The sequence below is a fragment of the Acinetobacter sp. CAU_H_S139_7 genome (assembly GCF_058599305.1).
The window spans coordinates 3,340,894-3,354,875 of the sequence record NZ_CM178651.1; the positions used below are offsets into that span (position 1 = coordinate 3,340,894).

Annotated in this window: 12 protein-coding genes and 1 pseudogene; 3 read left to right on the top strand and 10 right to left on the bottom strand. The window is 39.8% G+C overall.

Annotation, left to right across the window (positions count from 1 at the left end):
- Positions 1-61 precede the first annotated feature (61 nt).
- Genes AC4MC0_RS16205 through AC4MC0_RS16225 form a run of 5 tightly spaced genes read right to left on the bottom strand, consistent with a single transcriptional unit; the run spans position 62 to position 5,963 of the window.
- A complete protein-coding gene (locus tag AC4MC0_RS16205; protein WP_068557546.1) occupies positions 62-1,459 on the bottom strand; it encodes a hypothetical protein in 1,398 nt (465 codons plus the stop codon).
- On the bottom strand, positions 1,456-2,538 hold the full coding sequence (locus tag AC4MC0_RS16210; RefSeq protein WP_068557544.1) for a TniQ family protein: 1,083 nt from the start codon (positions 2,536-2,538) through the stop codon (positions 1,456-1,458). The genes AC4MC0_RS16205 and AC4MC0_RS16210 overlap by 4 nt, the downstream gene beginning before the upstream one ends.
- A complete protein-coding gene (locus AC4MC0_RS16215; RefSeq protein WP_068557542.1) occupies positions 2,535-3,419 on the bottom strand; it encodes a TniB family NTP-binding protein in 885 nt (294 codons plus the stop codon). The genes AC4MC0_RS16210 and AC4MC0_RS16215 overlap by 4 nt, the downstream gene beginning before the upstream one ends.
- A complete protein-coding gene (locus tag AC4MC0_RS16220; RefSeq protein ID WP_068557539.1) occupies positions 3,416-5,326 on the bottom strand; it encodes a TnsB C-terminal domain-containing protein in 1,911 nt (636 codons plus the stop codon). The genes AC4MC0_RS16215 and AC4MC0_RS16220 overlap by 4 nt, the downstream gene beginning before the upstream one ends.
- Positions 5,316-5,963 (bottom strand): TnsA endonuclease N-terminal domain-containing protein, encoded by a 648-nt coding sequence (locus AC4MC0_RS16225; protein WP_491887150.1) that lies wholly within the window; start codon positions 5,961-5,963, stop codon positions 5,316-5,318. The genes AC4MC0_RS16220 and AC4MC0_RS16225 overlap by 11 nt, the downstream gene beginning before the upstream one ends.
- A 206-nt stretch (positions 5,964-6,169) precedes the next feature.
- Here AC4MC0_RS16225 and AC4MC0_RS16230 point away from each other — a divergent pair.
- Positions 6,170-6,820, top strand: a pseudogene (locus AC4MC0_RS16230) (ATP-binding protein); the annotation flags it as partial.
- Positions 6,821-6,890: 70 nt separating this feature from the next.
- Here AC4MC0_RS16230 and AC4MC0_RS16235 read toward each other — a convergent pair.
- Positions 6,891-7,661, bottom strand: coding sequence for a TorF family putative porin (locus AC4MC0_RS16235; protein ID WP_201953254.1), 771 nt, complete (start codon positions 7,659-7,661; stop codon positions 6,891-6,893).
- 346 nt (positions 7,662-8,007) lie between these two features.
- Positions 8,008-8,778: a TorF family putative porin gene (locus AC4MC0_RS16240; RefSeq protein ID WP_058868714.1), complete on the bottom strand. Its 771-nt coding sequence runs from the start codon at positions 8,776-8,778 to the stop codon at positions 8,008-8,010.
- A 459-nt stretch (positions 8,779-9,237) separates the two neighbouring features.
- On the opposite strand from AC4MC0_RS16240, the gene AC4MC0_RS16245 reads away from it, so the two are divergent.
- Positions 9,238-10,563, top strand: coding sequence for an OprD family outer membrane porin (locus AC4MC0_RS16245; RefSeq protein WP_010325681.1), 1,326 nt, complete (start codon positions 9,238-9,240; stop codon positions 10,561-10,563).
- A gap of 102 nt (positions 10,564-10,665) precedes the next feature.
- Here AC4MC0_RS16245 and ppa read toward each other — a convergent pair whose 3' ends face one another.
- Together ppa and AC4MC0_RS16255 are read right to left on the bottom strand one after the other, a co-directional pair.
- Complete coding sequence (gene ppa / locus AC4MC0_RS16250; RefSeq protein ID WP_058868713.1) at positions 10,666-11,193, bottom strand: inorganic diphosphatase; 528 nt, start codon at positions 11,191-11,193, stop codon at positions 10,666-10,668.
- Positions 11,194-11,311: 118 nt separating this feature from the next.
- Positions 11,312-11,716 (bottom strand): MAPEG family protein, encoded by a 405-nt coding sequence (locus AC4MC0_RS16255; protein ID WP_005401007.1) that lies wholly within the window; start codon positions 11,714-11,716, stop codon positions 11,312-11,314.
- A gap of 107 nt (positions 11,717-11,823) precedes the next feature.
- Here AC4MC0_RS16255 and AC4MC0_RS16260 point away from each other — a divergent pair, with 107 nt between their 5' ends.
- On the top strand, positions 11,824-12,204 hold the full coding sequence (locus tag AC4MC0_RS16260) for a hypothetical protein (protein ID WP_058868712.1): 381 nt from the start codon (positions 11,824-11,826) through the stop codon (positions 12,202-12,204).
- A gap of 47 nt (positions 12,205-12,251) precedes the next feature.
- Here the strand turns inward: AC4MC0_RS16260 and AC4MC0_RS16265 are convergent, their stop codons facing one another.
- Positions 12,252-13,931 (bottom strand): AMP-binding protein, encoded by a 1,680-nt coding sequence (locus AC4MC0_RS16265; protein ID WP_004692881.1) that lies wholly within the window; start codon positions 13,929-13,931, stop codon positions 12,252-12,254.
- Positions 13,932-13,982 lie beyond the last annotated feature (51 nt).

Sequence of the window (13,982 nt, forward strand, 5' to 3'; positions counted from 1 at the left end):
AGTTTACACTAAAGATATGAGGTTTAATAGGAATTCCGTTAACAAAAATAAGTAATATCAACTATTGTAACCAAGGTAGAACATACGTTTTACCATCTTGCAACACTGTACACTGATCTTGATTCACCTCAAATTTGCTTGAAGTCTTGTAAGAACAATCATGAAAATACCGCATGGAAAGCCTAATCCAATCAATAATATGGATTGAATTCTGTTCTTCCCTACTTTTGATAATAAAAACAATCATCTCATTTTCTAGATTCTTCTGTTTTCGTTGTTGAGCCTGAATCTTTTCTTTTTCACTATGTCCACAAATTAAGTTCAAATCATAATTTTTGTTCAGATAGTTGATGAACCCTGTTAAAGCGGCTCGTTGACCTGATCTCTCTGCCAAATACATCCCAACCTCAGATTGAGTCGGTATCTGGTTTATTCTCTGCAATAGTAGACCAACAGCAGGTTGTAGAGCCAATCTCACTGATTTTAACGTAGTTCTGCCTGCATAAAGTCTTGTCATAAGTTCAGCCCGATAACCTTGTAATAGTTCACAGGCAATAGGTTGATCAGCAATCTTGGCAAATAAGGCATCTATCCTACTCTCTTCAGCCAAATCTGTTTTTTTAGAATCCTGAATATTTCCTTGATAAAGGATATGTAACCATTGTTTCACTTTGAGGTATTTTCTCAATCCTTTCGGCTTAAAGTGATGAAGTATCACCTCGTATGAAGGTAATTTATTCCAGTATCGAGTAATTTCTACAAAAAAAGGCACATACAGCTCAATAGTCAATGCGGCTTTATGATTACCAACATCCTGTAATAGCCATTTAGAGAACTCAATAAAAGCTGCTCTTATCTGTTCAGCAGGAATGGTAAATTTTAGTAGATGGACTCTTTGCATGAACCGCTTTAACCAACTACAGGAGTCACAGATACTCCCCATCCCAGCAGGCATCTTTATTCCACAGGTCTGGCAATTAATCAATCCAACTTCATGGCATTTCTTACACATCTTGCCATGTTCTGTTTCTATTAAGAGGCGATTCTTATGACATTGGGGACAAGTTTCATAACCTTTCTCTTTTCGATAGCATTTAGGACAGATTGAAAGACCCGTACCATTCTTTTCAGTTTTGGTTAATTTTGAGGACAGCACACCACAATAACCGCAAGGCTTTTTCTCCCTGAAATATGGGCTGCATGAGTTACAGACAGGCCCATACGCTGTGATTTTCCCTATTTCATACCCTTCCTTACCACATCGGATACAAGGTTTGTTATGACGACAAGCCTCACAAATTGCTTGTTCTTCCTTATAATAAAGTCGATGAATCTCACCACATTTTGAGCATGGCAGCAGCTTAAACACACGAACATAGCAAGTATGGCAATATCCCTCACCCTTATAAATACGATGATATTTAATAACGGATTTGCCGCACTGACTACAATCTTTCATGAGGCTACAATCCTCTGAACTTTACGCTGTAATCTTGCCCACTTCCGCATAACACTCTTCTCAGAAGCAGGCTCATTTCCAAGCTGGCGTTTTGAGTAATTCTTGCTTTGCAGTTCTAAACTGTTCACCAAAGGAAATAGTGTTTTGGGTAACTTATCCTGCGGAACAACATTTAGAATTGCATTGGCGGTGAGTGAATGCGATTGAGCAACTGCTATAAACGTTTCTAGAGGCTGTCGCAATAAGGTGTAGCAATCCCTTAATAAACCATGTCTCTCAGCAATTGGAAGCCATTCAAACGTTCCTACAGTCCTAGGTAAAACTAATTTCTCTATACAAATACCTAAATCAGCAAAGATATTGGCAAAGCGGCCATCCTGATGTGCAGCAGCTTTCCTTAACAACAGAACAAAGACTTTTGCGACAGAGAACCATTCAGCTGTTAATAAAGAGGTATTCCCATAGTTGGCATAGCCCTGTTGAATTGCAGCTTGAGCCGCCTTCTGGAATGCAGAGTTTCCTTGTATACCTTTACTGGTTCGCAGATCAAAACCACAGTGATGGCAGATAGACAATACTTGTTCCAAGCCTTTCAATTTATGCGGTGAGAAATAGAAACCACATTCAGGGCAGGAATCCTGCAACAGCACCTGATGTTTGGTACACACTGTCGCCCATGCCATTCTCCATTCCTTGCGTAGATAAGGCGTACCTTCCGCAAGACAATGCGAGCAATACTGCTGACCTACTGATTTCTTACGATTCCTGTTACCCTGACACAATACCCATGACCAAATCGCACTCTCAGTATTAAAATCATGAACACATTTCTTTGCCTGATGAATGAGTAGCATTTCATTCAGTACATCAATTCCCAGACCTGTTGCCTTGGACAATGCAAATAGATGCTCATACGGTAAATTCCGTTCAAAATCTATCGTCCAGATTCGGTACTTGTCCCAGATACGCCACGACAAAACCATAGGATCACAACCTTGGTACAAAGCTGAACGAACCAACCAAGAACTTAAGGTTTCATCCACAATTAAATGTGGGGTGCGCAATATGGAAATTTTCATACCCGCCCCCTTGTAGTGGAAAGGAAATCTTTCTGTGCATTGATTAAATCAAGGTCAATGATTTCTGAACCATTGCGTATTGCCTTAATCGCACACCTTGCCAGAAGGTTACTGATATTCCCCAGATTACCCTCAGACTTGTAATAAATGGCTTGTGCCACACTAGGCTCATGTAGATTAGATTTATGTTTCAGTGGCAGAATCTGTTCAAACGACATCAACATTCGTTGAAAATCAGCATTTAACGGCCACACAGGGAGTTCCGCTACCTCAAACCGACTGGCAAACTGCTTATCGGTAAAAAGGATATTGACCGCATTTCCAGTTCCGACACCAACAATCGGTATTTGTAGCTCATTACATAGTCTTTTTAGGGCATTCATCATCTCTCGTTGTTTACGTGCTGTTCCCGTAAACATCGAATGAAACTCATCAATAATGAGCATTTTTACACTGTAGGTACGCATTAAATGCAAAGCCTGCGTATACAGGATTTCAGTAGAAGCCGTTTGCCGATACGGTGCAGCCATTTTCTCTAGGATAGAAATATACAATGCCTTTTCATTTGCGGTACTGGGAGCTTCAATCAGTATGATGGGAATGACCAACTCTAAATCTTCAGTTTCATAGGGTTCTTTATATTTTTCATAGAAATGCTGAATCAGAGTGGTTTTACCGTTATTGGATTCGCCTACAATCATTAAATTGGGCATTCTTGGTCTTTTGGGAAAAATAAATAAATCCTCCAAACGCTGCAAAATATCCTTTGCAGACTGATAACCAATCCAACGTGCCGTATTAATAAATTCAATTCTTTCAGCATCGGATAAAACCGCAATGTGCTGAAACTTTGGATGAATATGTGTGAAGTTCTGCATCATTGAATATCCTCAAATGGCTGAATAACATCAGCATCCAATAATCCATCCATTTTAGGTGTGACTACATTTTCAGGACGTTGCTGTTTTTCAATAGGTTGAACTGGCGTAATATTTTTTTGATGGATTTTGCTCCGTTGTCTGATACGTCTCATTTTTTTAGTTTGTGCCTCAGCATTCTCAACAAGCTGTTGCATTTCAATCAGCGTTTCAATGATTTGATGTTCGTTGTAGTCCTTGAGGCCACGTTCTTTTAACCGTTTTTTACTCGCACGTAACTGCCATAGACTGGTGGATGGCAAGTTCTGATTAGCTACAGGAATTGGAATATAGTTTTTCGTATCAGGATTTAAGAAATAAATAATGGAAATATCACGGGGATCTCTACGGAAGATATACTTACGTGCCTTACCATCCTCTCCCTGTAACCCAATATAAGGAGCAAGTATAAAATCAAAGTATCGAACCCCATCCCAAGTCACACCTGTATTCTGGATAGTACGCTCTTCAAATGGCATAAAATCCAACATCACAGTTTTAGGATTAGCAGGTACATGTGGCAGACCGCAGCCTATCTCATCACCAGTTCCAAAAATTCCATCACGCCATTTACTGGTAGGTGACATAGCCAAGGCAGAGTGGATCTCTTTATGATAGATCATCACAATTTGTTTCAGAATCCACCTTTCAGCTTCATCGAATGTCATGCAGGCATATTTTTCAGAATCATATTCAGCCCGTTCCTTAATGTTAGAAAAGGTTGTACCTTTTAATCTATGAACTTTTTCCATGAAAGTTCCGACCAAACGCTCAATATGCCCACCATAATTAGGCACTTTAACTGGTCTAAACTCTAAGGTGATGTCATATTCCAGACATGCTCGCCTCAAGGTTTCTGTGCGAAAATCTGGCCCATTATCTACATGAATCTTTTTAGGAATTCCCCAAACTCTCCATTCACCATCTATCTCTTTCGCTGCCAACCACTCCTCTTTGGGTAAAACAGCATGTGCTATACACATCGCAACTGAGGTTTCAGATGGCGCATCAAGAGATAGGTAATAACCAAGAATCATGCGGCTATACACATCAATAGCAAAAGTAACCCAAGGTCGCCCTATCGACTGTCTATTCACATCATCAACCAACATCAAGTCTACTGGTGTATGATCTATTTGAATCACATCAAGCGGATAGAATACGTTCGGAAACTTACCTGCTTTCGGGGAAAATTTATCTTTGGCCTTTTTAGGCTGCCCACGGCCGTATAAAACAGCCTTAGCTGATAATTCTAGTATTCGCTTACGAACAGAGTTTTGCGTAGGTCTTGGAATATTATTTTGGCTACAGACAATTTTTACCTGTTTAAACACTTCTTGTTGAGATAATCTCTGAGACGATAAATAATATTCCTGAATGGCATCATTAATAATTTTGTCTTGTTCGGGCGTTAAACGTGAATTACCTTCTTGCCACCCTCGTTGTTTCGGTATTAAAGAAGTTACAGCACCTGTTGCCTTATAAACTCTGAACCATCGATATAAAGTCACATATCCTAGACCTTTTTCTTTTGCATATTCCTCAATCTCTTTTCGCCCCGAAACCGCCCTATTCAGTAGAGGCAAAATCAGGTTATACCTACGTTCTGCTTCTTTCCAAGCATTAGGCTCAATATTGTTTAAGTCTGGATAATTCATCTCTACTGGATAATTTGCTTTTGCCAGAGATAGGAGGGGTAAAACCTCTACCCTACCAGTCTCGGCGCACTGGCATTCAATATATGAAAAATCAATCTGCCGTTTAATTTTATAAGTCTTACCACTGGGTATATGAATGACTGATGCCCCAACAGAGAAATCTAATTGTTCCCGATTAAGGGAAATCGGAGTGTCTTTAGAATTATTTTCCATAGCCACTTACCTCAATCATTGAATTCTTATTTAGAGGTAAGGATAAGTCTGTCACCAATATCCTTTTTGCCAGAAGCTGCCATAGCAGTTGGGACTGTCTAGTATGTTGAGCAACAGGAAACTGAACCAAATAATCTGCAACTGAGATCATTCCTGAACCATGAATAAAGTCATAAGCTTTCTGCATTTCCTGTTCATTAAAAGCAGTTTTTTTAAAACTATTCAGGATTTTAATATTTTCTAGTTCTTGTCCACGAATTCTAGACTCATCATAGATATGGAATAAAAAATTGCGTTCCTTTGCCCATCGAGCTGCCGCTTTCCATTTCGTGCGCCAAATTCGCCAATGCTCTCGCCATTCTTCTTCTGGTTTTACTTCAACCAACATCCCACTTTTGGTGCAACTCTGAAATAGCACCAAATAATCTGGATGATATTGATAGTTGCACCCATTCAGGGTAAATGGAATTGAAACTGGCTGTGAGATAATTTCAACCACATTGTCATCAAATTCATGAAGCATAACAAAGTCACGCTCCAAAGATGATTCATAAGGAATAGAAGCTGTGTTTCTAAAAGAGTAGTATCCTGAAACACTACGTCTGGTTGGGCCAATTTTTCTAACAGATTTATACATGGCTCTCTCTTTCTGCTTATTTTTTACACAGAATAGCACCTTTTTTCTTATAAAAATGCAGTTTTAACAATGTTTCACTTATTTCTGGTATTTTTTAACGATGTTTCATTTATTTCGGGTATTTTTGTTTCATCTATTTCTTAACTATTAACTAAAAATAAGGCTTTGAGATAGTTTTTGTTTCATTTATTTCTGATTCTCACAGCGGGTCACAACCCAAACCCGGTGAAATTACTTTGGCACATAAAGGCGTGCTGTTTTTAGATGAGCTACCAGAGTTTGACCGCAAGGTGTTGGAGGTTTTAAGACAGCCGATTGAAGCCAAAGAGATTGTGATTTCGCGTGCTTCACGGCAGATCACCTTTCCAGCCAATTTCCAACTGATTGCCGCAATGAACCCGTGTCCCTGTGGTTATGCTTTTAATCAAGATAGCCGTTGCCAGTGCTCAGCCGAGGCGATTAAACGCTACCAAAACCGCATTTCAGGGCCTTTGCTGGATCGGATTGATTTACATATTGATGTACCACCCTTGCATGCTTCTGAATTGCAGGACACACAAGTCGTAGAAGACTCGGCAACTGTACGTGAGCGCGTGATTCAAGCTTATCAATGGCAAATGCAGCGCCAAGCTTGTCTCAATATGGCTTTATCACCCAAACAACTCGAACAATTCGCACCGCTAGATGGACAAGCGGCTTTAATCTTTGAAAAAGCACAACAGCGTTTAAATTTGTCTGCTCGGGGCTATCATCGGATTTTAAGGGTGGCCAGAACCATTGCAGATTTAGCTCAGTCAGAGCACATCCAAACAGGACATTTGACCGAAGCTCTCTCCTACCGACAGCAAAACGCCTAAAATCGCTAAATTCCACATAGAAAAACCCCTCTAGTCCTAAGGGCTAGAGGGGTTTTGAAAATGCTAAAACTTAGAAAGTTTTAGTTAAAGTAAATACTGCACCTGTTTCTACACCACGTGCTGTCACATGATCCAGATTATCAGTATCAATATTGGTTCCTACTGCTGCCAATTCTGCTGTTGCACCAGGAATAGACTGGAATGCATAGGTCACACCTACTTTCCAATCGACATAATTGTCATCATCACCAAATGAATATTTATCTTCATCACTGACCACGGTATAACCCACATTCGCAACGCCACCAAAGCCCGTTGAACCAAATGGAATCGCATAACCAGTATTGATGTTCCAGCTGTCTGTATCTGCTGCAACATAGTCATTGGTATAGTTTACATTGGTCAGTAGACTGTCTCCTTCAGTGAAGACACTCGCAAAGGTTAATTTGCCATAAAACTCTAACCAGTTCAGATCATCTGCACTTGGATAGTTGTAGTACACCATACCCACATCAAGCACTGGCTTGCTGGCAAAGCTTTCTAATGTTGTTGCAAAACCAATCGATGGATCGAGCTCTAAGCTTGGTGAACCTTCACCAAAGTCAACATTTGAACCCCAAAGACCCAAATACAAGCCTGAGTCATGTGCCAAAGTAAAGCCCGCTTGTACCGCTGGATCATTTTGGGTTTGAGTTAAACCACGGAAACGATAGTCGGTTGTTACAGCAGCACTTCCGCTAAAAGAGAAACCAAACGGTAATGCTGGCTCGTCATCTGCGAAAGTGAATGTAGAAGCTGAAGCCACCACAGCTAAAGATAATGCTTTAAGTGCAAATTTCATTGTTTGATTCCCCCACATCGTATCCGACGTTTTTTGGTTATTTCGATAAACTCATGTAGGTAGTAGCAATAGCTATGCCACATTCAATTCAACACCAGATCTATTTTTCAAAAAATCATACTAAGAATTTGTTTTTATTAAATTTATATTAAATATAAAAAAATTAACTCGCACTCAGCTTGATCGTTAAACATCTTCGCGGTGAATTGAAGCCAAGCCCATCAAGCAAACATAATTGTTTACAATATGCGCTATTTTGAGACTCATCTTTGGAACGTACGTTTTTAAGTGCATAAAAAAAGTGCATCCCCAACCGATCTGGATGCACTTTTCATATCTACAGAATTTAGAAGTTGTAAGTTAAACCCAGCACTAGATAGTCTTCTAAATCCTCGCCCATACGGTTATGTACACCATAAATATAATCCGCAGACATCTCGATCCCTGTCTCTGCAAAGGGCCTACTCAGGCCTAAGCGAACTTCATTAACAGTAAAGTTCTTCTCTGTAGTGAGTATGGCATCATCATGCTGCCGATAAATCGATGCACCAATTGAACTATTGAATTGAAAGTGTTGTGGAAGAGCATAATGATGTGCAAGGCTTAAATAAGTATCGCCCGCGTTGGCATAGCTCACATCCACTAAAGCCACCGTGACGCCTACATCAAAGTCTTTATAGCTCAGACTATTTACAAATTCCGCTCCAGTTGTACTTCGGCGTTCTGTGCGATCCTCACTATAGACCGAGCCGCCATCATTATATAAATAAGTCACAATATGCGAGCGGTAGCTTACATCTGGACTGAGTGTGCCTGCATAACCCATATAAAAGTCATGCTCAACACCGTGATCTTTGCTGATATCTGCTGCATCATAATTCAGTGTTGAAGCCCAATAACCAGCATATAGGCCAGATGCATGTTCATATTCAAGCCCTGCTTGCAAGGTAGGCTGATCATTTTCAATCCCCCCACGATAAATATACTGACTGAGCACAGCAAGGCTTCCACTGAGCACACCTTTTGAGCTTTGTTGCTGGGGCTCGCTTGCGTTGACCGACACACTGCCAGTGAAAAAAATTAAAAATAGTGCAGTTTTATGTGAATTTTTATGCATTTAAGCTCTCAAAATCTCTTTAGACATGAATCATTTACTGATTCCATACCCATAAATCTTAAAGCTATTTTTTAACAATAGGTCAATTTTATCTAGGCAACTGCTGTGTAATTCATCATTTTCCAATCTGGGTATAGGTTATTCTGAACCGATTCCAGACGACTAGAAATGACTGAACACTTTGATTCATAAGCTAAAATGACCTCACAGTCTATATATTATTTTCTGCAATACATAGCAAAAAACAGAATTAAGAGGAGAAAAATAATTCAATGTTTTATAAAGGTTTATTTTATCAAACCGAATATTTTAACCAAAATTAAAATATTTCAAACATATCACTTACAAAAAAATGCATTACTTTAGTTGAATATGTTAAATAAAAATGAAAATTTTTCAGCGATTACTTATACAATTGCTGTTCTCTTTCCATCCAATTTGTATAAGGTTCGCTCCCCAATGCAAAACACAAAAAAATTAGCATTAGCAGTTTTAGTACAAACTGCACTTATATCAACAGCTTTTGCGAGTGAGCAAAGTGAATCTAAAGGTTTCGTTGAAGGCGCTGAAGGATCAGTGCTATTCCGCACAGGCTTTTTAAATCGTGATAAAAAAGACGGTTTAACAAATGATACAAGCTCAACTGCTCAAACTGCCATTTTTGATCTTCAATCAGGCTTTACAAAGGGTATTGTTGGCTTTGGTGTTGGCGTAGTAGGTGATGCATCTTTCAAGCTTGGTGCGAATAATAATACGGGTAATCAAATGATTCCTGTAGATGATCGTGGATTTGCTTATGATCATTGGGCTCGTGGTGGTGCCAATGTGAAAGCACGTATTTCCAACACAACCGTGACTTATGGTACACAGGTGTCAACACTTCCTGTCATGGCAAGTAATCAAGCCCGTTTAGTGCCTGAGTATTACACAGGTGTTTTCATTGAAAGTAATGAAATTCCAAATCTAAATGTGGTTGCAGGTAAATTCACAAAAAACCAAATGTCAAACCAAATTAGTACCGATAAAGATGTGACAGGTCAAGGACTTGATCGTGCAGTAGTTTGGGGTGCTAAATATAAATTTAATGATCAACTCAATTCATCGTATTATGGCTTAGATGTTCAAGATAAGCTAGAACGTCATTATGCCAATGTAAACTTTACCCAAAGCTTAAAAGACAAGAGTACCTTAACACTTGATGCCATGGGTTATCATACAAAATGGGATAAAGATGCGCTCACTGATTCACATACCACAGATGATCTAGCAAACCGCAAAAACTCGATTTGGGCTGTTTCAGTGGGCTATGGCAAAGATGTACATAATGTCATGCTTTCTTATCAAGATAACACAGGTAATACTGGGTATGACTATGGCTATAATGCTGATGGTTTACAAAGTATCTATGTCCCTAATTCCTATTTAGGTGACTTTAATGGTAATGATGAAAAATCTGTCGGGCTACAATATAACTACAACTTCAAAAATCACGGTTTACCTGGTCTAAACTGGACAACTGCATTTGTTTATGGTTGGGATATTGATATCGCTAAAATAACAGATCGCTCAAAAATCATTGACCAAGCCGAAGAACATGAGTTCTTTAACCAAGTCAAATATACAGTTCAAACAGGTGCATTGAAAGATGCAAGCCTACGTGTTCGCTATTCTTACTTACGTTCAAGTGATACCTATAATAATGTTTCTGGTCAATATGTCAGCAATGTCATTGGCTCAACCAATGAATGGCGTTTATTCCTTGATATTCCTGTGAAACTGTTCTAATTCACTTTAGATCAATTCATAAAAAACCGCCATTCAATTGAATGGCGGTTTTTTTATGAGCCTGATTTTAGGGTAATAAAATCAGGCTTTATTTTTTCAAAATTATTTTTTAGCAGCTTCGATTGCTTTCAACACTTCTTGCTTAGCAACTTCAGAACCTTCCCAACCTGTTAATTTAACCCACTTCCCTGGCTCTAAGTCTTTATAGTGCGCGAAGAAGTGTTCAACTTGTTGAATCAGTAAAGGTGGAAGATCGGTATATTCTTTCACGTCTTTATAAATTGGCGTTAACTTGTCGTGTGGAACTGCGATTAATTTCGCATCGATACCACCGTCATCTTCCATGTTCAATTTACCCACAGGACGGCAACGAATCACTGAACCTGGTTCAACTGGATGCGGCGTTACAACAAGTACATCTAATGGGTCACCATCTTCAGACAAGGTGTTTGGTACATAACCATAGTTCGCTGGGTAGAACATTGCTGTACCCATGAAACGATCTACAAAAAGTGCATCCGAATCTTTATCAATTTCATATTTGATTGGTGCTGCATTTGCAGGAATTTCGATGATCACGTAGATATCGTTCGGTGCATCTTTACCCGCAGGGATATTGCTGTAGCTCATAACATCACTCTTTAACAAGTTAAATCTTTTAAAAAACCGCATCGATTATAACGGTTTTTGAGAAAAAAATATTTCTGCGATTATACATCCACTGGGTGAAAATATGTATGTTTCGCACTTAGCCCATCGTCAGTCGAATGACCAACAATAATAAACAAATAGGACAAAGCAGTGACAACAGCCAAACGATCGATCGAAGCGTCGACCAGTTGGCCAAATAGCAAATACCATACACCACACGAAAGACAAGATAGGCAATACCAAACGTCATGGTGACCACTTGCGGAATCACCATATATTCAGCCATTAAGATAGCGGCAATAAATAAGGGTAAACTCTCAAAGCTATTTTGCTGTGCCGCATTGGCACGTGCTGCCAGACCAGTCGTCTTGGCGAGAAATTCACGCGGATGCTGATTATCTTTGGCGCGAAATCCTGCTGTTTTTTTAGCAATGATTGTAAATACGTAAGGCAGTAAACAAGCAATTAAAATGAGATAAATAATCCCGCTAATGCTTTGCATTGGTTTTTTCTCATCAAGATCATTTCGACGGCTATCATAGCATGGCATTCCGAGGATAAATTTGGTTAAATTATAGTGTTTTTATAATTTCCCAATGAGACTCCTGCATGGCTAGCCCTGATCAAAAAGAAATGTTCGACGTGCTCGAAATTCAGCGCCAACATCAACGCCAAGTAGATCGTGTTTTAAAGATTGTGCTTCCTGTTACTGCATTTTTATTGGCGGTCATTTGTGCCAATATGAATATTGGTTCGACTCTTGGCACACTGGTCATGCTGATCATTGCATTTTGGATGGTCGGGATTAAACGTCAAAATCTATGGACTTGGTTGCTTGCAGTAGCGGTCTATTGTCTGATCGATAATATACTGAGTTTTGGTAGTTTTGCTTTCCCAGCCTTTAGTCGTCAGTGCGGTACGATGCTGACCTTTGTTGGCATCTTGGGCATTGGCCGTCCCTACATTGATCGCTGGTTAATGAAAAATTAAATGCGAACATGAAAAAAAGCGCCTGACGGCGCTTTTTTTATTTGAACTTAAGCTGTTTTACGTAAATCTTTACGTAGGATTTTACCTACGTTTGATTTTGGCAATTCATCCAAAAATTCAACATAACGCGGACGTTTGTAACCCGTTAAGTTCTCTTTCGCAAAGGCCAAGACTTCTTCTGTAGTTAAAGATGGATCTTTCTTCACCACAAACAGTTTTGGTACTTCACCTGATTTTTCATCAGGTACACCAATGGCAGCGACTTCCAATACTTTAGGATGTTTTGAAACCACTTCTTCAATTTCTGAAGGGTAAACGTTAAAGCCTGACACCAAAATCATGTCTTTCTTACGGTCTACAATTTTCACATAGCCGCGAGGGTCCATGACACCAATGTCACCCGTACGGAAGAAACCATCTTCAGTCATCACTTTAGCCGTTTCATCTGGACGGTTCCAATAGCCACGCATTACTTGTGGACCACGGATTGAAATCTCACCTTGTTCACCCAGTGCAACTTCCTTACCGTCATCATCCAAAATTGCAACTTCAGTTAATGGCAATGGAATACCAATCGTGCCACTGAACTCTTCTGACGCTGGCGGATTTGCCGTTGCCACAGGTGAAGTTTCAGATAAGCCGTAACCTTCAATGATGTTGGTTCCAGTAATTCGCTTCCACGCTTCTGCTGTAGAAGGAAGCACAGCCATACCACCGCCCATCGCCATTTTCAATTTGCTGTGGTCGAGTTGCTTAAACTCTTCATTGTTCACTAAAGCATTGAATAGTGTATTCACTGCTGGGAAGAATGACGGTTGGTATTTACGTAACTCTTTCATCACCGCAGGTAAGTCACGCGGGTTTGGAATCAAAACGTTGGCTTGGCCTTTGTACATGCCGTACATCGCACAAACCATGAACGCAAAAATATGATATAGCGGTAATGCACAGAAAATGCGGTCATCAGGTTGACCATCTTGTGCACCAAATTTACTTTGGAAAATACCGTCACACTGCAACATGTTCGCCACAAGGTTGCGATGCGTCAGTTCTGCACCTTTAGATACCCCTGTAGTGCCGCCAGTATACTGAAGCACTGCTGTGTCACTTAACGTTAAGTTCGGACGCTTATAATTGCTCGCGCTGACTTTCGACATTGCTGCGTTAAAGCGAATATGACCAGGAATATTCCATGCTGGAATTTGCTTACGCACTGAACGTAATACGAAGTTTACCAGTGTGCCTTTTAATGCACCCAACATGTCACCTACAGAGGCAATCACGACATGTTTAACTGGCGTTTTACCATTAATCGCTTGATAAACAGAGGCAAAGTTTTCGATGATCACCAAAACTTCTGAACCCGAGTCATTTAACTGATGTTCAAGTTCGCGCGCGGTATACAGTGGATTGACGTTAACCAGTACTAAACCTGCACGGAATACACCCAAAGCAACGATAGGATACTGAAGAACGTTCGGCATCATCACAGCGACACGTGAGCCTTTTGCTAGGCCCAGACTTTGTAAATACGTTGCAAATTTACGGCTTGCTTCCTCTAACTCACTAAAAGTGAGCACTTTATCCATAAAAATAAAAGCATCACGAGAGCCAAATTTTTGGAAATTTCGTTCAAAAACATCGACTAATGACGTGTTTTCTGGTGGCAATTCTACAGTTTCTGGAATCCCCGTTTTTTGGTATTCTGCGAACCAAATTTTTTCCATATCGCCCGATTCTCCTATCAGTAATCCTTAAATTTCAACTATTGTTCTCAA

Excerpts from the sequence above, each read along its gene's own strand:
- AC4MC0_RS16265 (WP_004692881.1), bottom strand. The coding sequence starts at position 13,931 with ATGGAAAAAATTTGGTTCGCAGAATACCAAAAAACGGGGATTCCAGAA.
- AC4MC0_RS16240 (WP_058868714.1), bottom strand. The coding sequence starts at position 8,778 with ATGCATAAAAATTCACATAAAACTGCACTATTTTTAATTTTTTTCACT.
- AC4MC0_RS16245 (WP_010325681.1), top strand. The coding sequence starts at position 9,238 with ATGCAAAACACAAAAAAATTAGCATTAGCAGTTTTAGTACAAACTGCA.
- AC4MC0_RS16215 (WP_068557542.1), bottom strand. The coding sequence starts at position 3,419 with ATGATGCAGAACTTCACACATATTCATCCAAAGTTTCAGCACATTGCG.
- AC4MC0_RS16225 (WP_491887150.1), bottom strand. The coding sequence starts at position 5,963 with ATGTATAAATCTGTTAGAAAAATTGGCCCAACCAGACGTAGTGTTTCA.
- AC4MC0_RS16260 (WP_058868712.1), top strand. The coding sequence starts at position 11,824 with ATGGCTAGCCCTGATCAAAAAGAAATGTTCGACGTGCTCGAAATTCAG.
- ppa (WP_058868713.1), bottom strand. The coding sequence starts at position 11,193 with ATGAGCTACAGCAATATCCCTGCGGGTAAAGATGCACCGAACGATATC.
- AC4MC0_RS16210 (WP_068557544.1), bottom strand. The coding sequence starts at position 2,538 with ATGAAAATTTCCATATTGCGCACCCCACATTTAATTGTGGATGAAACC.
- AC4MC0_RS16255 (WP_005401007.1), bottom strand. The coding sequence starts at position 11,716 with ATGCAAAGCATTAGCGGGATTATTTATCTCATTTTAATTGCTTGTTTA.
- AC4MC0_RS16205 (WP_068557546.1), bottom strand. The coding sequence starts at position 1,459 with ATGAAAGATTGTAGTCAGTGCGGCAAATCCGTTATTAAATATCATCGT.
- AC4MC0_RS16220 (WP_068557539.1), bottom strand. The coding sequence starts at position 5,326 with ATGGAAAATAATTCTAAAGACACTCCGATTTCCCTTAATCGGGAACAA.
- AC4MC0_RS16235 (WP_201953254.1), bottom strand. The coding sequence starts at position 7,661 with ATGAAATTTGCACTTAAAGCATTATCTTTAGCTGTGGTGGCTTCAGCT.